Genomic DNA, 20,847 nt, shown 5'->3' on the forward strand with positions numbered 1-20,847 from the left:
GCGTATTCGAACCCGCAGCGCAAGCGCGCGCGGCGCGCGTGGAATCGCTTGCAGTTGAGCGCGCAAATCGCGCGGCGAAATTGCGCGCGGCGGCGCCGGAACGCGAGTCAGAAAGCGCTGGAAACTTTCATTTCAACTAATTGAAATCATTGTATTTTTAAACCAACAAAGCACGGCAAATCTACCCTGCAGCGCCGATCGGAGCTGCGAGGCCGATATGTGTTTGTTTGTGCGCTCGCACGCATCGCGCGCATACGCGATGCGCGCGATGCCTTCCCTTGGTTCCGACGAACGGTCGCAGGTCCGACCATGATTGCGGCGGCGCAGCGCGTTCGCGCGCCGCCGCGCTTTTCAGCCGCGCATCTCAGCCGCGCCGTTGCGACGCGATCCAGGCGTCGATCCGCGCTTCCAGCACGCTCAGCGGCACCGAGCCCGTCGCCAGCACCTGGTCGTTGAAATCGCGCAGATCGAAGCGCTCGCCCAGGGCCGTGCGCGCGCGCTCGCGCAGCTCGCTGATCTTGAGCTGGCCGATCTTGTACGCCAGCGCCTGGCCCGGCGTGCCGATGTAGCGGTCGATCTCGTTGACCACGTCCTGTTCGGTCTTGGGCGCGTTGTCCATGAAGAATTTGATCGCCTGCTCGCGGCTCCAGCCCTTGGCGTGCATGCCGGTGTCGACCACCAGCCGCACCGCGCGCCACATGTCGTACGACAGCTGGCCCATGCGGTCGTAAGGATCGTCGTACAGGCCCATGTCGTAACCCAGGCGCTCGGCGTACAGGCCCCAGCCTTCGCCGTAGGCGACGAAATAGCCGGTGCGGCGGAACAGCGGCGCGTCCGGCAGTTCCAGGCCACGGGCGAACTGGAAGTGGTGGCCGGGCACCGCCTCGTGCAGCGACAGCGGAATCATTTCCCACTTCGGCCGCGATTCGGGCTTGTACAGGTTGACGTAATAGAAGCCGGCGCGGCTGCCGTCGACGGCGCCGGGCTGGTAGTAGGCGGTGGTGGTGTCCGGGGCGATGTTGTCCGGGATCGGGCGCACGCCGTACGGCTGGCGCGGAATGATCTTGGAGATCTTCACCAGTTCCGGATCGATCCGCTTGGCCGTGGCCTGATAGGCCTCCAGCAGTTCGGCCGGGGTCTTGTAGAAGAACTTCGGATCGCTGCGCAGGTAATGGAAGAACTCCGGCAGCGTGCCCTTGAAGCCGACCTCGGCGCGGATCTTCTCCATCTCGGCGCGGATCCGCGCGACTTCCTTGAGGCCGGTCTGGTGGATCTGTTCGGCGCTCAGGTCGGTGGTGGTGTAGTAGCCGGCGAGGAAGTCGTAATAGGCCTTGCCGTCGGGCAGGTCGCTGGCGGCGATGCCGGTGCGCGTCTTGGGCAGGTAGTCGCGCTGGAAGAATTCGCCGAACGCGCGATAGGCCGGGACCACGGCCTGGGCGATGACCCGCTTGGCTTCGTCCTGCAGCTGCGTCCGCTCGGCCGCCGCAACGCTGTCGGGGAAACGCGCGAACGGCTTGTAGTACGGGCTGCGGGTCGGGTCGTCGACGACTTGCTTGGCGATCTGCGCCGGCACCCGCTGCATCAGCACCCGCGGCGGCGTCTGCCCGGCCTTGAGGCCTTCGCGCATCAGCGCCTGGTTCTGTTCCACCATCGCCGGCACCGCGCGCAGGCGCGCGAGCCAGTCGCGGTAATCCTTGACGGTCTCGAACGGCAGCACCTCGGCGATGCCGTCGGCGTTCTGCACCCCGCCCTGCTGGCTCAACGGCGTCAGGTATTCGCGGAAGCGCTGGCGCTGCACCGCATGCTCCAGGTTCCAGGCGAAGGTGTCGTAGTTGAGCCGGTCCTCCGGCGACAGCGCCGCGCGGTCGATCGCGCGCAGCTTCGCCAGCGCCTGGCGGTCGCCTTCCTCGCGCGCCTGGATCGCGGCCAGGCCGACGTCGGTCCAGCGGTCGTTGAAGCGCTTGTCGCCGTTGTAGCTGGCGCCCTCTGGGTTCTCGCGCAGGCCGCGTTCCCATTCCTGATCGAACAAACGATGCAAAGCCTGGGCCTGGGCGGAACGCGCGGGAGCGGCCGCAACGGCGGCGGCGGCGAACGCGGCCGGCGCAACGCAGGACAGGCCGGCGGCGATGGCCGCGGCGAGCAGAATGGGACGCAGCATGGACGGAACTCCCCGCGAAGCGGATACGGACGAATGCGCCGAGTCTAGTCGTCCCGCGCCGGCCGGCCGCGTGACGGAAGTTGGGCGCGGCCGGTTTGGTTATGATGCCGCGCTCGCCGCGCGCCGATCGCACGGCGCCCCACTCCGACCGAGTTTCCCCCGCGCATGGCGTCCGCTCCCCGCTTCTCCTCCGCCCCGTGGCATCTGTGGCTGCTCGGCGCCGGCGGCCTCGCGCTGTTGGCGGCGATGGCGCTGCGCGACCAGAATCTCTACGCGGCGCTGTTCGCCGACGAATGGCACTACAGCGCCTACAGCCGCCTGGGGCCGGTCGCGGATTCGAAGCTGCCTTCGTATCTGTACCTGTGGATCTTCCGCATCACCAACCAATGCGGCGACGAGTTCCTGGATTGCGCGCGCGCCCTCAACGCCGTGCTGTTCGTCGCCGCGCTGCCGCTGATCTACCGGGTGCTGCGCGCGTACGCGCCGCCGCTGACGGCGGCGGCGCTGGCCGTAGTCTGCGTGGCGGCGCCGGTCAACAGCTATGCGGCGTACTTCATCGCCGAGTCGATGTACTTCCTGTTGTTCTGGCTGCTCGCCGTCGCCGTGCTGCGGCCGTATGCCGGACGGCCGCTGGCCTACGGCCTGAGCGCCGGCGCGATCCTGGGAGCGATGTGTCTGGTCAAGATGCATGCGGTGTTCCTGGCGGTCGGGTTCGGCGCGTTCGTGATCGCCGATGCGCTGTGGCCGGGCCGGCGCGGCCGCATCCGTCCGGCGCTGATCGTCGCCGCCGCCAGCGCCGCCGCGTTCCTGGCGATGCGTTTCGGCTTGGGCTACCTGCTCGCCGGAGCCAACGGCTTCGACCTGCTCGGCGCTTACTACCGCGGCCAGGAACGCAGCAACTTCGGCCTGCAACCGCTGCCGCAGCTGGCCGGCAATCTGCTGTTCTCCGCGTCCGGGCACGTCCTGGCGCTGAGCCTGCTGTTCGCGCCGTTGCTGGTGCCGGCGCTGCCGCTGCTGCTGGCGCCGCGCCAGGACGAGGCGGCCGAGCGCAGGCACAGCGCCTTGTTGTTCGCGCTGGCGATCTTCGCCGCGCTGGTGGCGATCACCGCGTACTTCACCGCCAGCATGGCCGGCAACGAGGTGGTCGGGCGCCTGCACCTGCGCTACTACAATTTCTGCCTGCCGTTGCTGCTGATCACCGCGTTGGCCTGGCGCGGGCCTGCGCCCGGCGCGGCCCGGCAACGCCGCGCGCTGTGGGCATCGGCGCTGGCCTTGGCCGGGATCAGCCTGTTCGCGGGCGCGTACGGGCTGCGCTGGTTCTCGCCGGAGCCTTCCGACGCGCCGGAGCTGGCCTGGGTGCTGGGCCGGCCCTGGCTCAGCGCTGCGGTCGGCGTGCTGAGCGCGGCCGCCTGCCTGGGCTGGGTCGCGTTCAAGGACGTCAGCCGGGCGCGGCTCGCGGCGCTGGGTTGCTATGTGCTGGTCGTGGTCCTTGGCGCTGGCGCGATCGCCGCCTCGATCCGCCATGCGCGCACGATCTCGCCTTACATCGAGGCCGGCCAGTGGCTGCATGCGCAAGGCCCGCAGGCCGTCGCCCGCAGCCAGGTGTTGGCCGCCGATCTGGTCGGCTCGTTCAAGGCGCGCTTCTACGCCGATTCGCTGGAACTGGCGGTCGCATGGGTCGCGCCGGGCGAGGACGCCGTGGCGAAGATCGACTGGACCCGCGACACCGTCGTCGCGCTCGACGGCCTGACCGTGCCGGACGGACGCTACGCGCGCAGGCAGGTCCATCCGGGCTTCACTGTCTACTGGCTCAAGCCGCAGCCGTCCGAACCGGCGCTGCCGGCGCGACTGTCCGCCCCGCAGAACTGAGCGCAGCCGCGCGCGCCGCAACGGCGGCAAGGCCGGATACCCAGGACGAAACTACGCCGCCGGCCGAACCGGCGGCATCCGCAGATCGATCGCAATCAGGCGCCGACGGCGCCTTCGCTCAAGCCGCGTCGGCCGAGGTCGTGAAGCTCTCGCCGCAGCCGCACTCGGCGGTGGCGTTGGGGTTCTGGAACACGAACAGCTCGCCCAGGCCCTGCTTGAGGAAGTCGATGCGGGTGCCGTCGACCAGCGGCAGGCTGATCGGATCGACGAAGATGCGCACGCCGTCCTGTTCGAACACGGTGTCGCCCTCGCGCTGGTCGCGGGCCAGGTCGGCCACGTGCTGCCAGCCCGAGCAGCCGGTGCGGGTCACGCCGAAACGCAGGCCCAGCGCGCTCGGGGTCTCGGTCAGGAAGTGCTGAACGCGGGCAAGGGCGGCGGGGGCGAGGGTCACGGACATGGCGGTCTCAAAGCGTGGGGAGTAGCGCGAACGGCGTTGCGGCGGGCTCGGGAGGAACGCCGTCGCCGGCATGGTAACAGCCCGCGGCGGCGCCTCTGCGCTACCGGATATGGCGGCTGGGGGCGCGCATTCAAGGGGTTGCGCCGCGTCGGCCGCGCGTTGCGGCCGCCGGGACGGGGTTGCGCAAGGCCTCGACAGGCCGGGCCTCAGCGCCCCGCCGCCGCGCTGCCGCCCTCGCCCGCCGGCCCCGGCGGCGCCAGCAGGTAGGTGGCGAAACTGCCGAGCCAGTGCGAACCGGCGTAATGCGCGTCGGAGACCGCGCCGAGGCCGAGCTGGCGATGCAGCGCCGCCGCGGCGCGCAGCGCGCCGATGCGGCGGTCGCGCGGCGGCAGGCCGGCGGCGATGCCTTCCAGCATCCAGGCGCGGCTGAGGTTGAGCCCGTCGAGATGGGCCAGCTTGCCGTCGGCCGGGTCCAGCACCACGCCCGGCGCCAGCCAGTCGGCGCGGGCGCGGCGCGGGATCTGCGGCAGGAACGCGCGCAGCCAGCGCGCGAACTCGGCCGGCGCCAGCGCCCGCCGCATCAGATCGGCCTCGGCCAGGCACGGCGACAGGAAATCCTGGCCCGACGGCTCGTACGCCAGCGGGCAGTCGCGGTCGCCGAGGTAGTAGTCGCGGGTCCGCGCCAGCAGCGCCTCGCGCAGCGCGGTGTCGCCGCTGGCCTGGGTCCAGTCCAGCGCCAGCCCGAACGCGAACGCGGTCTGGCTGTGTTCGCCGACCCGGATCGGCCGGGTCAGCTTCGGCAGCCAGCGGCCCAGCCGCGCCGCCGCCTCGCGTTCCAGCGGCTCCAGCGCCTGCGCCCACTGCCGCGCCTGCGGATCGTCCCAGCCGCGCAGCTGCGCGCCCAGTTGCAGCAGCCAGGCCAGGCCGTAGGGCCGCTCGAAGCCGTCGTCGCCGGTGCGGCGCAGGTAGGCCAGTTCGCCGGCGAGATTGGCCTGGGTCAGGTGCCGCGCCAGCGCCTGGCGCGCGCGCTGGGCGAAGGGTTCGGCCGGAAAGCGCTGGGCCAGCCGCGCCAGCAGCCAATGCCCGTGCACGGCCGAGTGCCAGTCGAAGCAGCCGTAGAAGGCCGGATACAGCTGCGACGGCGCGGCCGCGTCGGCGGCGCTGTCGAGGCGGTGGGCGATCTTGTTGGGGTATTCGCGGTCGATGCAGGCCAGCGCGAGTTCGGCGAAGTGGGCGGCGCGGGCGGCGTCGAGCACGACCGGTTCAGGCGTCGCGGGCGTCGGCGTCGCTGCGGCCGGCGGCGAGGCCGCCGGCGCGGGTTCGGCCGGCGAAGATCCGGTCAGCGAAGATCCGGTCGTAGAAAGTTTGGTCGCGGAAGACTCGGCCGCTGAAGCTGCGTCCGACGAGGAGCCAGTCGGCGAAGATCCGACCGCCGCCGCGGCTCCCGTCCCGGGCGGCGCCGGCGACTGCGCGGCGGGCGCCTGCGCCGCCGCCAAAACCAGCGCCAAGGCCGCGCCCCAGCGCCGATGCCGCACGCCGCGGCCCGTGTTCGCCCTGCCCTCGCTCATGCCGCGCCCCCGTTGGCCGTGATCGTTGCCGCAGTCTACGGGCGGCGGCCGCGGCGCGCTGCGCCGGAATCATCCGTTATCATCGCCGTCCCTCACATTGCAACGCGTAAGGCGGCACGACATGACGGTGGTAAGCGTCGAACAGGCACTCGCAGGCAAGATCCCGGCGGGCGGCGAAGTCACGGTCCGCGGCTGGGTGCGTACCCGGCGCGACTCCAAGGCCGGGCTGAGCTTCGTCAATGTCAGCGACGGCTCCTGCTTCGCGCCGATCCAGGTGGTCGCGCCGAACGCGCTGGCCAACTACGACAGCGAGATCAAGCACCTCAGCACCGGCTGCTCGGTGATCGCCACCGGCACCCTGGTGGCGTCGCAGGGCCAGGGCCAGAGCTACGAGATCCAGGCGTCCAAGGTCGAGGTGGTCGGCTGGGTCGAAGACCCGCTGACCTACCCGATGCAGCCCAAGCAGCACTCGCTGGAATACCTGCGCGAGTTCGCCCACCTGCGCCCGCGCACCAACCTGTTCGGCGCGGTCGCGCGCATCCGCAACTCGCTGGCCCAGGCGGTGCACCGGTTCTTCCACGAGAACGGCTATTTCTGGATCAGCACCCCGATCATCACCACCTCCGACGCCGAAGGCGCCGGGCAGATGTTCCGGGTGTCGACCCTGGACATGGCCAACCTGCCGCGCGACAAGAGCGGCGCGGTGGATTTCTCGCGCGATTTCTTCGGCAAGGAAACCTTCCTGACCGTGTCGGGCCAGCTCAACGCCGAGGCCTACGCGCTGGCGATGAGCAAGGTCTACACCTTCGGCCCGACCTTCCGCGCCGAGAACAGCAACACCACCCGCCATCTGGCCGAGTTCTGGATGATCGAGCCGGAGGTCGCGTTCAACGACCTCGCCGCCAACGCGCAGCTGGCCGAGGATTTCCTCAAGTACCTGTTCCGCGCCGTGCTCGCCGAGCGCGCCGACGACCTGGCGTTCATCGCCGAACGGGTCGAGCCGGCCGCGGTCAAGCGCCTGGAGGCGTTCGTCAACGCGCCGTTCGAGCGCATCGACTACACCGATGCGATCTCGCTGCTGCAGAAGTCGGGCAAGAAGTTCGAGTTCCCGGTCGAATGGGGCCTGGACCTGCAGACCGAGCACGAGCGCTGGCTGACCGAGGAACACGTCGGCCGCCCGGTGGTGGTGACCAACTACCCCGAGCACTTCAAGGCCTTCTACATGCGCCTCAACGACGACGGCAAGACCGTCGCGGCGATGGACGTGCTGGCCCCGGGCATCGGCGAGATCATCGGCGGCAGCCAGCGCGAGGAACGCCTGGACGTGCTCGACGCGCGCATGGCCCAGTTCGGCCTGGACCCGGCGCACTACGGCTGGTACCGCGATTTCCGCCGCTACGGCACGGTGCCGCACGCGGGTTTCGGCCTCGGCTTCGAGCGCCTGGTGGTGTACGTGTGCGGGCTGTCGAACATCCGCGACGCGATCGCCTATCCGCGCGCGCCGGGCAGCGCGGAGTTCTGATCGCGGGTGTCTGCGGACACTCCCACCGTCGTTCCCGCGCAAGCGGGAACCCAGGGCTTCATCGCGACGACGCGCTGAAGTCTCTGGATCCCCGCTTTCGCGGGGATGACGATCGCAAACGAGCGCGGCGGACGGCGAATGCGCGACTCGCCGCGCTCCCTTCAAGAGGCAGCGGATGATCCTGTTCCTGGCCCTGACCTTCGTCGGCATCGCGGTCTCCTCCTTATGCGCGTTCGCGATCTTCTGGCCGCTGGCGCTGGTGCACCTGCGCGACCGCCATCCGGCCCTGCGCGGCGAACTCGGCGAAGCCGCGTTCGTGGCGCCGGCGGCGTGGAGCTGGCTGCTGCGCCAGCGCTACCGCGTCGCCAGCGACCGCAACCTCGACGGGCTGGCGACCCCGGCGCGGATCTCGCTGCTGATCACGTTCGCCGCACTGGCCTGCGCCGGGCTGTTGTGGCTGCTTTCCCTGCTGGTGCCCTGATGAGCGAATCCTACGAAAACGAACAATGGTGGCTGGCCACGCTCGGCCGCACCGCGATCTGGGCGCGCCTGCGCGTGCTCGAAGGCGGCACCGCGCAGGTGCTCGACAGCGACGGCAACACCCTGCCCTACGACAGCGAAGACACCGCGCGCGCGGCCTTGATGGACGCCGAGTTCGTCCAGTACGACGGCCTCGACGAGGACGACGCGGCCGCGCGCGGTTTCGCCCTGGCCGAGCTGGCGCCGCCGCAGGCCGGCAGCGACGAAGCGCTGGCCGCGGCCATGGTGCAGAAACTGCCGCCGCGCCACTGAGGCCTGCGCCATGTACCTGCCGCGCGCGTTCGACGAAACCGACCTGGCCGCGCTCGACCGCCTCGCCGCGGACGACGGCTTCGCCAGCCTGATCACCGTGCGCGACGGCGCGCCGGAAGTCAGCCACCTGCCGGTGCTGTACGCTCGCGACGGCGAGCGCATCGAGCTGCGCGGCCACTGGGCGCGGCCGAATCCGCAGGCGCGACACGCCGGTCCCGCGCTGGCGATCCTGCACGGGCCGCACGCCTACATCTCGCCGGGCTGGTATCTCGACAAGGAACCCGCCGCGCGCGTGCCGACCTGGAACTACGCGGTCGCGCACCTGCACGGCGAGTTGCGGACGTTCGACGACGAAGCCGCGCTGGCGGCGCTGGTCGACGACCTCAGCGTGCGGCACGAAGCGCGGGTCGGCGGCGACTGGCGTTTCGAAAGCGAACGCGACGACCTGCGCCGGCAGTTGCGCGGCATCGTCGGCTTCCGTTTCCAAGTCGAACGGATCGAACTGAAGTTCAAGCTCAGCCAGAACCACCCGCTCGGCAACCGCGAGAGCGTGGCCGCGCACCTGCAGGCGCAGGAGCGCGAGGACAGCCGCGCGATCGCCGCCCTGATGCGCGAGCGCATGGGCGCGGACGGCGCGCAAGACTGACCGCGGCCCGCGCCGCGGGCCGCCGCAACCACAGGAGCACGGCATGGATCTGGATCTGAGCGGCAAGCACGCGCTGGTGTGCGGCGCGTCCGAAGGCATCGGCCGCGCCGCCGCGCGCGAGCTGGCGCTGCTGGGCTGCGACGTCACGGTGCTGGCGCGCCGGCCCGAGGCGCTGGCCGCCGTCGTCGCCGAGCTGCCGCGCCAGGGCGCGCAGGCGCACGGCTGGATCGCCGCCGACGTGTCCGAACACGCCGCGCTGTCGGCGCAGGTGCAGGCCCTGGCCGCGGGCAAGCCGGTGCAGATCCTGGTCAACAACACCGGCGGCCCGCCGGGCGGCCCGGCGCATGCGGCCGAGGATGCGGCTTTCCTGGATGCGTTCAACCGCCACCTGCTGGCCAACCACACCCTGGTGCGCGCCGTGCTGCCGGGCATGCGCGCGGCGCAGTGGGGGCGCGTCGTCAACGTGATCTCGACCTCGGTCAAGGAGCCCATCGTCGGCCTCGGCGTGTCCAACACCATCCGCGGCGCGGTCGCGAGCTGGGCCAAGACCTTGTCGCGCGAACTCGGCGCGGACGGCATCACCGTCAACAACGTGCTGCCGGGCTATACCCGCACCGCGCGGATCGAGCAGATCGTCGCCGACCGCGCGCGCACCAGCGGACAATCGTCCGAAGCGGTGATCGAAGCGATGCGCAAGACCGTGCCGGCCGCGCGTTTCGCCGAGCCGGCGGAAATCGCCGCGTGCATCGCGTTTCTGTGTTCGCCGGCGGCGGGTTACGTCAACGGCGTGAGTCTGGCGGTGGATGGCGGGCGCATGCAGTCGATCTGATTGCGGCACCCGCAGGCTACGAATTCGACCCCGCGGCCACGCCGCCACGGCCCAGGCGCGAGCGTTCGAACCACCACAGCGCCGCGCACAAGGCCAGCCACGCCGCGAACCAAGGCCACGGCGAACCGCGTTCGCCGCTGAGGCCGGCCGCGCGCGGTTGCAACGCTTCGGCCGAGCGCAGCGCCAACGCGGCGGTCGCGTCGCGCAGCTCGCTCGCGCGCAAGCCCGACGCTTCGTCCGCGCCGCGCACGTAGAAGTCCTGGCGCTGTTCGCCGCGTTCCAGCACATGCCAGCCGGCGGCGACCGGCCAGTAGCCGGCGCAGGCCTGCGGGCCCGCAGCGGGATCGACCCGCAGCGCGCTGCGCGTACCGTCCGGCGCCGACACCCAGGTCGGCGCGGTCGCGCCGCACACGCTCACCCGCTCGCCGGCGCGCGCGTCGCCGTCGATGCGCAAGCGCGCGACGCTGCGCGGCCGCGCCACCGCCGACAAGGCCTGGCTCCACAACCGCGCATGCGCATCGTCGCGGCCGGCCAGCACCAGCCGGAAGCTGTCGCTCAATCCCCACAGCGCGATCCGCCCCTGCCCGGCCGCGCGCCAGGCCGCGAACGCCTTGCCGTCGGCATCCGCGCCCAACGCCTGCAAGGACGGTCCGTCCAAGGCCAAGCTGCGCCGGATCAAACCCGGCAACGCCGGCGGCGCTTGTTCGCGCGAACGCGGCGCGTCGGCGCTGCCCGGGCCCAGGCGCGCGCGCAACGCCGCTTCGTCGGCGCGTTCGGGCGGCAGGCGTACGCTGGCGGTGTCGGCGCCCGCGCCCGGTTCCAGGCCGAGTTCGCGCAGCTGCGCGCGCAGCCCCGCCGACAGCGGTCCGGTCGCGCGCAGCACCACGCCCAGGCCGGCGCGCAGCGCCGCGACCAGCGCGCCGCGTTGCGCCGGCGCCAGCGCGTCCCAGGCGCGTTCGTCGAGCACGACCGCGTCGAAGCCGGCCAGGGTCGGCGCGTCGATGCGCAGCGGCGCGTCGCCGAGTTGCAGGCCGGCGCCGGCGGCGATCTGGGTGTGCAGCTTGAGCCCGGCGTCGCTGGCCCAGCGGCGCAGGTACTTGAACTCGGGCCCGGGCGCGCCGGCCAGCAACAGCACCCGCGCCGGCGTTTCGGCTTCGACCGACAGCGGCAATTCGAGCCGTTCCAGTTCGCGCTGCTGCGCATCGACCGCGCGCAGGGCGAAACCGGCACGGCCGGCGACCCGCGCGACCGCCTGCAAGGCGAACGATCCGTCGGCCGCGAGCGCGGCGCGGTCGACCCGCTGCCCGGCCGGGTCGAGCAGTTCCACCGCGCCGCCGCCCGCGCCCTCGGCGCGGCCGTGCACGAAGAAGCTTTCGCCGGCGCCGATGCGCGCCGGCGTCCACGCGCCGACGATGCCGCGCGGCAATGGCGCCGGCGCGAACTCGAGCGCGCGGCCGCGCACCGCGTCGCGATCGCGCGCGCTCAGGCCCGCGCCGACGACGCTGATGCGCTGGAGCTGCGGATAACGCCGCAAGGCGGTGGCGAGATCGGGCACGCGTTCGCCGTCGAGGCCGGCCGGCGCTTCGGGCAGGCGCACGCGCACCTCGCCCGCGGCCTGGCGCCAGGCGGAATCGGCGCTCGCGGCGGTCGCGACCACCAGCGTGCCCGCGCGTCCCGGCAAGCGCGGCGGGAACAACGCGAAGTACAACAACGCGGCCAACACCGGCTGCGCCAGCAGCAACCCGGCCACGCGCCAGGAGCGCGAACGCGAACCCGCCTCGGCGCGATGCTGACGCCACAACGTCCGCGCTATCGCCAGCAACGCAGCGACGGCGAGCGCCGCGGCGACCGCGATCTCGAAGTTCATCGCGCCTCCCGCGGCAAGCCGTCGAAGTAGCGGCGGTCGCGCGCATCGCCGGCGTCGCGCGCGCGCACCGCAGCCGCCGGCGGCGCCAGCAGCGGCCACAGCAGGCCGCGCAGGCGCGCCCGGCAGTCGCCGCAATCGGGCCGGTCGCGCAACGCCGCCAGCGCCGCGGCGAACGCCAGCGGATCGGGCACGCGCTGCGAATTCGCGCCGAGCCAGCGTTCCAGCGCGGCGTAATCCACCGGCTGCGACGGCGGCGCTTCCAGTTCGCGCCACAACCGCGCCGGCAGCGGGTCGGCCGCGCTCGCCGGCGCCAACGCATCCTCGCGCCGCGCGATCCCTTTGCGGTCGCCGCCCAGGCGCCGGCTTTCGTCGATCGGCGGCAGTTCCGGCCCGACCCGGGCCAGATAGATCCGGCTGGCCTGCTGCACCTGCTTGATGAAGCCCAGCGCCTTGTACGCGAACGGCAGCGCCTGCTGCGGCTGGCCCTGGCGCAGATGCAGTTCGGATTGCCACATCTGGTCCAGCGCCGATTTCAGCAGGGCGCGGGTCTTCGGATCGAGCAAGGTCGCGGCCTCGGCGTGGTCGTGGGTGTGGCCGAACTCCTGCAGCACCGAGCCGGATTCGCCGAAGGCCGGCTTGGCCGCCGCTGGCGCGCCGTGATCGTGATCGTGCGCGTCGGCGGGCGCCGCAGCGGTTTCGCCCTCGTGCGCCTCGTTCTTGTGCGCCTCGCCTTCGTGCGGACGATCGTCCTCGCTGTCGCTGGTCGGCAGCTTCGGCTCGCCCTCGGCCTCCTCGCCGAGGAACTGGCCGTAGCGCAGCCGCAGCAGGCGCTGGTCGACGCCGATCGCGTCGGACTTCTTCACGAACGCGTCGCCGTCGAGCTTGCGCCGCTGCGCGATCAGCGCCTCGGCGTCGATGATGATCTGGCGCTGGCTGCGGAAGTACGCCGGCAACACGGTCTTGACCATGCCTTCGATGCCGGTCGCCTCGCTGCCGGCATCGGCCGGCCAGCGCAGGATCAGGTTCGGGCTGGCCGCGCTCTGCGGCTGCGGCGCGCGGTTGTCGGCGATGGTCAGCTGCACGATCAGGTCGTCGCCGACGGCGAAGCCGAGCGCAGCCAGGTCCAGCGCGTGGACGAAGCGCTTGGCGGTGGCGCTGCCGCTGCCGCGCAGCTCGACGCTGCGTTCGCGGAAGGTGATCTGTTCGCCGCTGCCCTGCGCCAGCACGATCCGCAGCCGCGCGTTGGCGGCGACGCCGTAGTCGTCGCTGGCTTCGAACGCCAGCGGCCAGGTCTTCTGGCCGCGCGCGAGCAGGGTCAGGCCGCGCTCGGGTTGCAGCACGCGCACCTGCGGCGCGCGGTCGGGGACGACGTCGAGGCGATACAGCCGCCGCGTCTGCGCCTGCGGCGCGCCGGCCGCTACGATCCGGTACAGGCTCGACTTGTTCAACACGCGTTGCGCGTTCCACTCCTCGCCTTCGCGCCGTAGCGGCAGGCGTTCGCCGTCGTGGAAGACCAGCTCGGCCTGCGCCGGCTGCGGGTCGAACCGCAAGCGCCAGCGCAGCGTCGCCGCTTCGGGTACGCGGCCTTCCAGGCTGGGTTCGTCGCGCGCGGGCAAGCCGGTGTAGGCCGGCGGCTGGATCCGCAGCGCTTGCGCGGTCAGGCGCGGCTGGCCTGGCGCGGCGGCGATCGGCGGCGCGGGCGAGAGCGCGGGTTCGGTCGGCATGCGCGTCGCCTGCGGCCACAGCGCGGCCACTGCGGTCAGCGCCAGAGCAAGCGCCGCGCCAATCAGCTTGGGACGCCACGGCTGCGGTTCGAGCAGACCGGTATCCGACCCGGCTTCGATCCGTCGTTCCAAACGCTGGCGTTGCAAACGTTGCAAGCCGCGCAGCGGGCCGGGACCGGCGAACAACAGATCGGCGCTGTCGTCCATGTCGGGCCGCAGCGCGTTGAGCCGGCGCACCAGCCATTCGCGATCCAGCCGCGCGACGCCGCGCCAGACCCGCCACGCGACCGCGGCCAGGCCGCAGGCCGCGATCAGGCAGGCTGCGCCGATGCCGAGCCAGCGCGCGCTCAGCGCGAACAGCGGCAGCAGCCAGACGCCCCAGGCCAGCGCCAGATGGAGCGCGCGGCCGCGGCGCGCCTGCGCTTGCCAGCGCTGGGTGCGTTGGATCGCGGTCATGGCGCCGCTCCGCGTTTGGACCGCGTCGCCAGCCAGCGTTCGAGCAAGAACAAGACCGCGGCCAGCAAGGCCAGCCACGGCCGCAGATCCAGCGGCGGCGCGGCGAACGCGGGGCCGCCGCCGGCCGGCGCATAATCGCGCGCCGCTACTCGCGAAGGCGACGGCGCTTGCGCTGCGAACAAGTCGCGCAACCCGGCGGCGAACCCCGGCTGCGTCAACGCCGGCCACGCGCGCGGCTCCATGGCGCCGGCGAAGCGCAGCGCCTGCCCGCGCCCCACCCGCGCGCCGACGACGCGCACCGCGCCTTGCGCGTCGCGCCACAACGGCGCGTCGAACTTCGCTTCGGGCCAAACCGCCTGCGCATCGAGCAACACCCGGCCGCCCTGCGCGACCCAGTCGCGCACGGCTTGCGGCACCGGCCCCGGCGCCAACCAGATCAATGCGCGCGCTTGCGGATCGAAGGCCTGCTCCAGCGGCGCCGCGTCCACCGCAGCGCCGCGTTCGTCCCACGCCGCCACCGCGGCGCGCAGATACGCCGCCGCCTGCGCGCGCTGCGGCGCGTAGCGGATCGGCGGCGGCGCCAGCGCAGGCTCGCGCGCGGGTGGCGCATCGGCCGCGTCGCCGTCGTCGACGACGCGCCACTGCACCGGCCGCGACAACCGCAAACGCGCGCCGTCGGCGCCGTCCAAGCGCGCCGGCACCGCCACGGTCAAGCCGACGCCCGGCGGCAAGGTCGCATCCAGCTCGCGCACTACGCTGGCCAGATCGGCGGGCGCAACCGGCGCCGGCGTATCCAGCCTAGGAAAGCCCGGCGCCAACCAGCGCCGTTCCAGTTTCGCGTTTTCCAGACCCGCCGCCGCGCGCGCCGGCTGCAAGCCCGGCGCCACCGCCAGCCACGCGGTCTGCGACTGCGCGCCGAACAACACCGGTTGCGCCAGCCACAGCGCCAGCAACGCCAACAGCAACAGCCGCAACAGCAACAACAGCCACTCGTCGAAACGCAGCCGGCTGCGCGGGCGCGGTTTCTCGCGCAGCCAGCGCAGCGCGGCGAACACGGTCGGGCGCTGTTCGCTGCGCCGGGCCAGATGGATCAGCAGCGGCAGCGCCAGCGCCGCCAGCGCGGCCAGCGCCATCGGCAGCAACAGCGCCGCGCTCATGCGTCCCCCGCGGCGTCGCGGCCGCCGAACAGACGCCGCAGCGGCAGGTCGACCGGCTCGTCGAGCACGTGTTCGGCGTGGCGGATGCCGGCCGCGTCCAGGCGCGCGTCGACCGCGCGGCGCGCGGCGGCGAAGCGGTCGAGGAACTCGCGCCGCAACGCATCGCCGTCGCCGAGCAGTTCCTCGCCGGTTTCCGGATCGCGGAACCGGTGACCGCCACGGAATGGGAAATCGCGCTCCTCGGCGGTCAGGATGCGCACGCTCAACACTTCGCGCCTGGCCGCGGCGAGGCGCTCCGCGACCGCCAACGCGGCTTCGTCGAAACCGTCGCCGAGCATCAGCACCAGGTCGCCGGCGCCGATGCGTTCCCACAGCGGCCGCAGCAGCGCCGCGTCCGGCCACGCGCCGCGCGCCTGCAAGCCGTGCAGCTCCAGCAGCAGCCCGTCGCGCTGGCGCACGCCGGTGGCCGGCGCGATCAGGCGCAGGCCGTCCTCGCGCAGCACGATCGCGCCGAAGCGGTCGTTCTGGCGCAGCGCCAGCTCGGCCACGCACGCGGCGATGGCCTTGGCCGCGTCCAGGCGCGAATAGTCGGGGCGGGCGCCGTCGCGCTGGTCCATCGAAGCGCTGGCATCGAGCAGCAGCCACGCCGCCAGCGGGCTTTCGCGCTCGGCTTCGCGGATGAAGAAACGGTCCGAGCGCGCGTACAGCTTCCAGTCGATCTGGCGCAGTTCGTCGCCGGGCTCGTAGGCGCGGTACTGGGCGAACTCCAGCCCGGCGCCGCGGCTGCGGCTGCGGTGCGCGCCGATGCCGTGCGCGCCGACCGCGCGGCGCGACACGAGGTTGAGGCTGCGCAGGCGCGCGCGCACGTCGGCCGGAATCAAGTCGGCGAGCCTCAGGTCGCGCATGCGCCGCCCTCGCCTGCTGCCGCGCGGTTACCGCGGTTCATGCGGGTCAGCCCGGAAACGGCACGCCGCGCAGCAGCGCGGCGATCACATCGTCGGCGCTCTTGCCCTCGGCCTCGGCCGCGAACGACAGCAGCAGGCGGTGGCGCATCACCGGCGCGGCCAGCGCCGCCACGTCCTCGCGGGTCGCGGCGAAGCGGCCGTGCAGCAGCGCGCGCGCCTTGGCCGCGAGCACCAGCGACTGGCCGGCGCGCGGGCCGGCGCCCCACTTCACCCATTGCCGCACCTCGCCGAGCGAATCGGCCGCGGGCCGGCTCGCGCGCACCAGCCGGGTCACCCAGCGCAGCACGTCCTCGCCCAGATGCACTTCGCGCACCCGCGCCTGCAACGCCAGCACCGCGTCGGCGTCCATCACCTTGGGCACCTGCGCGCTGTGGCTGCCGGTGGTCTGCTGCAAGATGTCGTGTTCTTCCTGCTCGCTCGGATAACCCACGCGGATGTGCAGCAGGAAACGGTCCAGCTGCGCCTCCGGCAAGGGATAGGTGCCGGCCTGCTCCAGCGGGTTCTGCGTGGCCAGCACGAAGAACGGCGCCGGCAGCGCATGGGTGGTGCCGGCGTAGCTCACCGTGCGTTCCTGCATCGCCTCCAGCAGCGCCGCCTGGGTCTTGGGCGGGGTGCGGTTGAGTTCGTCGGCGAGCAGCAGGCTGGTGAAGATCGGCCCGGGCTGGAAGCGGAAATGGCGATGGCCGGTGCCGTGGTCCTCCTCCAGCAGTTCGGTGCCGAGGATGTCGCTCGGCATCAGGTCCGGGGTGAACTGGATGCGGCGGAACTGCAGTTCCAACGCCTGCCCGAGCGAGCGCACCAGCAGGGTCTTGCCGAGCCCCGGCACGCCTTCGAGCAGGCAGTGGCCGCCGGCCAGCAAACCGATCAGCAACTGCTCCACCACCTCGTCCTGGCCGACGATGGCCTGGGCGATGGCGCCGCGCAGCTCGCCCAGTCGCGCCAGCTGCGCCTGCAGCCCTTCGTCGCCGTTGTTGTCGTTGCCGCTCATCGCCGCTCCCGAAACTGCTTGTTGTCGCGAATGCGAAACCGCCGCGCGCCGATCACGAGTTCAACGCGTACATGACGATATTGACCCCGAACTTGGTGTTGTCCTCGGCCAGAAACCGCTTGTTGCGCCAGTCGTAATCCCACTCGCAGCCGTAGTCCTTGTTGCTGTACAAAATGCCGAGCCGCCCGTCGATCTCGATGCCCTTGAGGTAGTCGTGGACCAGATCGTCGCCCCAGCCGTTGAGCTCGAAGCCGGTCGCCGGCGGGCCGTCGAAGACGAAGAAGCTGCGGTAGACCGGGTGGTTCTTCGGCAGTTTCTTCAGCGCCTTGGCGCCGAAGATCTTGCCCATCTGCGCCTCGAACGACTTGGCGAACAAGCCGTCGATGTCGTGGTTGCAGTCGTCGACGAAGACGAAGCCGCCGTTGCGCACGTAGCGCTCGAAGTTGCGCCGCTCGTCGGGGTTGAACTCGACCAGCTTGTGCCCGGCCAGATAGCAGAACGGCGCCGCCAGCATCTTCGGGTCGGCCAGCGCCAGCACGTGTTCCTTCGGGTCCACGCGCAGGTTGGTGTAGTCGATCAGGGACGTGATCAGGTTGGCCGGCATGCGCTGGTCCACGTCCCAGTCGCCGGAGTCGTACTTGAGCCGGGTGAACCAGAAATCGTAGTCGGCCGCCGCGCGCGCCAGCGGCGCCCGCGCAACCAGCGCGCCGGCCGCGGCGCCGAGCATCAGCCGCAGGAACTGCGCGCGGTTCACCGCGAATCCGCCGGGCCGGCCGCGCCGCGCATCGGCTACAGCGCCCGCGCGGTGTTGATGACGTTGACGCCGTCGAAGCGCGCGGTCGCGGCGCCGTGCGACACCGCCGAGACCTGGCTCGGCTGGCCCTTGCCGTCGAAAAACGAGCCGCCGAGGCGGAAATCGCGTTCGTCGCAGATCGCCGAGCACGAGGCCCAGAACTCCGGCGTGCGGATCTGGTAGGCCGCGTCCTCGACCAGCCCGGCGACCTGCCCGTTCTTGATCTCGAAGAACAGCTGCCCGCCGAACTGCGCGTTGTAGCGCTGCTGGTCGATCGAATACGAACCGCGTCCGTGGATGTACAGCCCGCGCTCGACGCCCTTGACCATCTCGGCGACGCTGAGCTTGTCCTTGCCGGGCCGCAGCGACACGTTCGGCATGCGCTGGAACTGCACGCTCGACCACGAATCGGCGTAGCTGCAACCGTGCGATTGCTTGTGCCCGAGGATATGCGCCTCGTCGCGGGTGGCCTGATAGTCGACCAGCACGCCGTCGCGGATCAGGTCCCACTCGCGCGTCTTGACCCCTTCGTCGTCGAAGCCGACCGCGCCGAGGCTGCCCGGGCGGGTCTTGTCGGCGACGAAGTTGACCCGTTCGCTGCCGTACTTGAAGCCGGCGTCGCGCTTGTCGAGGGTGGCGAAGCTGGTGCCGGCGTAGTTGGCCTCGTAGCCGAGCACGCGGTCGAGTTCGAGCGGGTGGCCGACGTTCTCGTGGATGGTCAGGAACAGATTGGACGGATCGATCACCAGATCGTACTTGCCCGGCTTCACCGACGGCGCCTTGAGCTTGGCGCGGGCGTGGCGCGCGGCGGCGGCGGCGTCTTCGAGCACGTCGTAGCTGCCGCTGTAGCCGGTCAGCCCGCCCGGCAAGGCGAACTTGCCGGCCGGGTCGGCGTCCAGGTATTCGTAGCCCATGCCCATCGGCGCCGACAGGCCGTCGCGGCTGCGGAACTTGCCGCTGGCCTTGTCGACCGCGGTCGCGGTCAGCGGCAGCCAGATCCGGTGCACGTCCTGATCGATGTAGCTGCCGTCGGTGGAGGCGAAATATTTTTGTTCGTTGATCGCGAACAGGTTGGACTGGACGAAATCGGCGCCGTTCTTCAGGGCGGCGGCGTTGACCGACATCAACAGCTCGACCTTGTCCTTGACCGGCACCGCCAGCGCGTTCTTGCGCACCGGCGTGGCCCAGCGCACTTCGCCGACGCCTTGCACCGGCGCAAGTTCGACCTTGCGCGTCTGCACGCGCGCGTTGGCCTGGGCGATGGCCAGGGCCTGTTTCGTCGCCTTGGCCACCGCATCGGGCGTCATCTGCGAAGTCGCGGCGAAACCCCAGGCGCCGTCGCGCAGCACGCGCACGCCGACCCCGACCGATTCGGCGTTGACGATGTTGCGCACCTGCGCCTCGCGGGTCAGCACCGACTGGCGCAGGTAGCGGCCCACGCGCACGTCGCAGTACTGCGCGCCGCCGTCGCGCGCGGCGCCCAGCGCGGTGTCGGCCAGGCGCTTGCGCAGCGCCGGGTCGGCCGGTTCCAGCAGGGCTTCGGCGGCGACGCTGCGGCCGAAGGGAAGCATCAGCGCGGCCAGGCCGAGGCCGGCGGAACCGAGGAAATCGCGTCGTTGCACGGCGGTGCGGCCTCTTGCGGGTAATGCGGTCGGGTCTTGCGTACGGCCAGGCGTCCGGCGCGCGCGCGGCGCGCCGGACGCGCGCGGCTCAGACCGCGTCGGACAGCGAGGTGAAGGTGAAATCGCGCAGCTTCATCGGCGGGATCATCATCGCCAGGGTCGATTCGTCGCCGGCCACGCGCACCGGCCGGCCGAGTTCCTCGATGTTGTTGAGCATGATCACCGGCGATTCGTTGAAGCGGAAGTTCTTGACCGGATGCTTGATCTGCCCGTTCTCGATGTAGAACGTGCCGTCGCGGGTCAGCCCGGTCAGCAGCACGGTCTGCGGATCGACCATGCGGATGTACCAGGTGCGGGTCACCAGGATGCCCTTCTGGGTGCCCTTGATGAGCTCGGCGGTGGTCTTGTCGCCGCCGGCCATGATCAGGTTGCCCGGCGCGCCGACCGCGCGCTTGCCCTGCTTCTGCGCCCAGTAGCGCGAATAGTTCAGCGCCACCACCTTGCCGTTCTCGACGATCGGCATCTTCTCGCGCGGCAGGCCTTCCAGGTCCCACGGCATCACCGGCGCGCGCGGGTCCCAGGGGTCGGCGCTGAAGTTCACGCGCGGGTCGTAGACCTGCTCGCCGAGCTTGTTGCCGCCGCCCTTCCTGGACAGGAAGCTGCGGCCTTCGTCGGCCTGGCGCGCGTCGAAGAAGTTCATCATGAACGAGATCAGCCCGGCGGCCGCGTGCGGCTCCAGGATCACCGTGTACTTGCCCGGCTCCAGCGCCTTGGCCTCGGCCGATTCGGTGGCCTTGCGCATGGCGATGCGCACGTCGGCATCGGTCTTGAACGAGCCGGCGTCGGTCAGGTCGCGGCCGACCCAGCCCGAACCGCGGCCGTCGTCGGTGCGCACGGTGCAGGTGTAGTTGAAGTTGGTCGCGGTCTGGTAGCCGAAGTTGCCCTTGCTGTTGGCGAAGGCGACGAAGCTCTGGCCGTCTTCGAGGAAGCCGGCGGCGGTGAGCTTGGACTCGCGGCACGGCGCGATCGAATCGGCGGCGACCTTGGCCCGGTAGGCCGGGTCGATCGCCGCGGTGGCGGCGGCGAAGGTCGGGCTGGCCTTGTAGGCCTGCTTGTCGATGATCGGCATGAACTCCGGGTTTTCCGGCGCCAGCTTGGCCAGGTCCTCGGCGCGGCGCACCACGCGTTCGAGCGCGGCGTCGTCGAACTCGTTGATGGTGGCCACGCCCACGCGCTTGCCGAACGACACCTGCACCGACAGGCTGACGTCGCTGACCACGCCGCTGGTGGAGATGTTGTTGAGGGCGAAACGGATGTTGCCGTCGATCGAACCGGTCAGCCGCGCGCTGGTCTCCTCGGCCTTCGACAACGCAATGACCTTGTCCAGGATCGCCTTGGACTGGGCTTCGGTGAAGATGCTCATAGTGTTCTCCT

The 20,847-nt window shown here is 71.5% G+C and carries 18 protein-coding genes; 6 read left to right on the plus strand and 12 right to left on the minus strand.

The genetic code is table 11. From position 1 onward, the window contains the following. Nucleotides 1-364: 364 nt before the first annotated feature. Nucleotides 365-2,158 carry a DUF885 domain-containing protein gene (locus tag JHW38_RS04160; RefSeq protein ID WP_207524766.1) on the minus strand — a complete coding sequence of 598 codons (1,794 nt, stop codon included), beginning with the start codon at nucleotides 2,156-2,158 and terminating at the stop codon, nucleotides 365-367. Between the two features lie 165 nt (nucleotides 2,159-2,323). On the opposite strand from JHW38_RS04160, the gene JHW38_RS04165 reads away from it, so the two are divergent. Continuing rightward, entirely contained in the window at nucleotides 2,324-4,027 is a 1,704-nt protein-coding gene (locus tag JHW38_RS04165) for a glycosyltransferase family 39 protein (protein ID WP_207524767.1), read from the plus strand. A 118-nt stretch (nucleotides 4,028-4,145) separates the two neighbouring features. Here JHW38_RS04165 and JHW38_RS04170 read toward each other — a convergent pair whose 3' ends face one another. The 3 genes from JHW38_RS04170 to JHW38_RS04180 all read right to left on the minus strand — a co-directional run bounded on the left by JHW38_RS04170 (nucleotide 4,146) and on the right by JHW38_RS04180 (nucleotide 6,125). Further along, entirely contained in the window at nucleotides 4,146-4,484 is a 339-nt protein-coding gene (locus tag JHW38_RS04170; protein WP_207524768.1) for a HesB/IscA family protein, read from the minus strand. 206 nt (nucleotides 4,485-4,690) lie between these two features. Beyond that, entirely contained in the window at nucleotides 4,691-5,740 is a 1,050-nt protein-coding gene (locus tag JHW38_RS04175; protein ID WP_207524769.1) for a DUF2891 domain-containing protein, read from the minus strand. 7 nt (nucleotides 5,741-5,747) lie between these two features. Continuing rightward, nucleotides 5,748-6,125, minus strand: coding sequence for a hypothetical protein (locus JHW38_RS04180; protein ID WP_207524770.1), 378 nt, complete (start codon nucleotides 6,123-6,125; stop codon nucleotides 5,748-5,750). A 48-nt stretch (nucleotides 6,126-6,173) separates the two neighbouring features. Between JHW38_RS04180 and asnS the strand changes: the two genes are divergently transcribed. The 5 genes from asnS (at nucleotide 6,174) to JHW38_RS04205 (ending at nucleotide 9,841) form a co-directional block, all read left to right on the plus strand. Further along, a complete protein-coding gene (asnS, locus tag JHW38_RS04185; protein ID WP_207524771.1) occupies nucleotides 6,174-7,574 on the plus strand; it encodes an asparagine--tRNA ligase in 1,401 nt (466 codons plus the stop codon). Nucleotides 7,575-7,749: 175 nt separating this feature from the next. Next, entirely contained in the window at nucleotides 7,750-8,055 is a 306-nt protein-coding gene (locus tag JHW38_RS04190; protein ID WP_207524772.1) for a hypothetical protein, read from the plus strand. Further along, nucleotides 8,055-8,366: a hypothetical protein gene (locus tag JHW38_RS04195; protein WP_207524773.1), complete on the plus strand. Its 312-nt coding sequence runs from the start codon at nucleotides 8,055-8,057 to the stop codon at nucleotides 8,364-8,366. The genes JHW38_RS04190 and JHW38_RS04195 overlap by 1 nt, the downstream gene beginning before the upstream one ends. A 10-nt stretch (nucleotides 8,367-8,376) precedes the next feature. Next, nucleotides 8,377-9,012: an FMN-binding negative transcriptional regulator gene (locus JHW38_RS04200; RefSeq protein ID WP_207524774.1), complete on the plus strand. Its 636-nt coding sequence runs from the start codon at nucleotides 8,377-8,379 to the stop codon at nucleotides 9,010-9,012. Between the two features lie 43 nt (nucleotides 9,013-9,055). Continuing rightward, the gene (locus JHW38_RS04205; RefSeq protein ID WP_207524775.1) at nucleotides 9,056-9,841 is read left to right on the plus strand and encodes an SDR family NAD(P)-dependent oxidoreductase; all 786 of its coding nucleotides are present in this window, start codon (nucleotides 9,056-9,058) and stop codon (nucleotides 9,839-9,841) included. A gap of 16 nt (nucleotides 9,842-9,857) precedes the next feature. Here JHW38_RS04205 and JHW38_RS04210 read toward each other — a convergent pair whose 3' ends face one another. From JHW38_RS04210 to JHW38_RS04245, 8 genes are all read right to left on the minus strand, one after another. Continuing rightward, complete coding sequence (locus JHW38_RS04210; protein WP_207524776.1) at nucleotides 9,858-11,708, minus strand: carboxypeptidase regulatory-like domain-containing protein; 1,851 nt, start codon at nucleotides 11,706-11,708, stop codon at nucleotides 9,858-9,860. Further along, nucleotides 11,705-13,888, minus strand: a complete 2,184-nt coding sequence (locus JHW38_RS04215; protein WP_207524777.1) for a hypothetical protein — start codon at nucleotides 13,886-13,888, stop codon at nucleotides 11,705-11,707. Before JHW38_RS04215 ends, JHW38_RS04210 begins: the two co-directional genes overlap by 4 nt. Then, on the minus strand, nucleotides 13,885-15,045 hold the full coding sequence (locus tag JHW38_RS04220) for a BatA domain-containing protein (RefSeq protein WP_207524778.1): 1,161 nt from the start codon (nucleotides 15,043-15,045) through the stop codon (nucleotides 13,885-13,887). Before JHW38_RS04220 ends, JHW38_RS04215 begins: the two co-directional genes overlap by 4 nt. Beyond that, the gene (locus JHW38_RS04225; RefSeq protein ID WP_207524779.1) at nucleotides 15,042-15,950 is read right to left on the minus strand and encodes a DUF58 domain-containing protein; all 909 of its coding nucleotides are present in this window, start codon (nucleotides 15,948-15,950) and stop codon (nucleotides 15,042-15,044) included. The genes JHW38_RS04220 and JHW38_RS04225 overlap by 4 nt, the downstream gene beginning before the upstream one ends. 46 nt (nucleotides 15,951-15,996) lie before the next feature. Further along, complete coding sequence (locus JHW38_RS04230) at nucleotides 15,997-16,998, minus strand: AAA family ATPase (protein WP_207524780.1); 1,002 nt, start codon at nucleotides 16,996-16,998, stop codon at nucleotides 15,997-15,999. A 52-nt stretch (nucleotides 16,999-17,050) separates the two neighbouring features. Continuing rightward, nucleotides 17,051-17,725, minus strand: a complete 675-nt coding sequence (locus JHW38_RS04235) for a DUF4159 domain-containing protein (RefSeq protein ID WP_207526244.1) — start codon at nucleotides 17,723-17,725, stop codon at nucleotides 17,051-17,053. 62 nt (nucleotides 17,726-17,787) lie between these two features. After that, entirely contained in the window at nucleotides 17,788-19,413 is a 1,626-nt protein-coding gene (locus JHW38_RS04240) for a TldD/PmbA family protein (protein ID WP_207524781.1), read from the minus strand. A gap of 88 nt (nucleotides 19,414-19,501) precedes the next feature. Next, nucleotides 19,502-20,836, minus strand: coding sequence for a TldD/PmbA family protein (locus JHW38_RS04245; RefSeq protein ID WP_207524782.1), 1,335 nt, complete (start codon nucleotides 20,834-20,836; stop codon nucleotides 19,502-19,504). Between the last annotated feature and the right edge of the window lie 11 nt (nucleotides 20,837-20,847).

Origin of the sequence: Lysobacter enzymogenes (assembly GCF_017355525.1) — a bacterium.
Lineage (GTDB): Bacteria > Pseudomonadota > Gammaproteobacteria > Xanthomonadales > Xanthomonadaceae > Lysobacter > Lysobacter enzymogenes_C.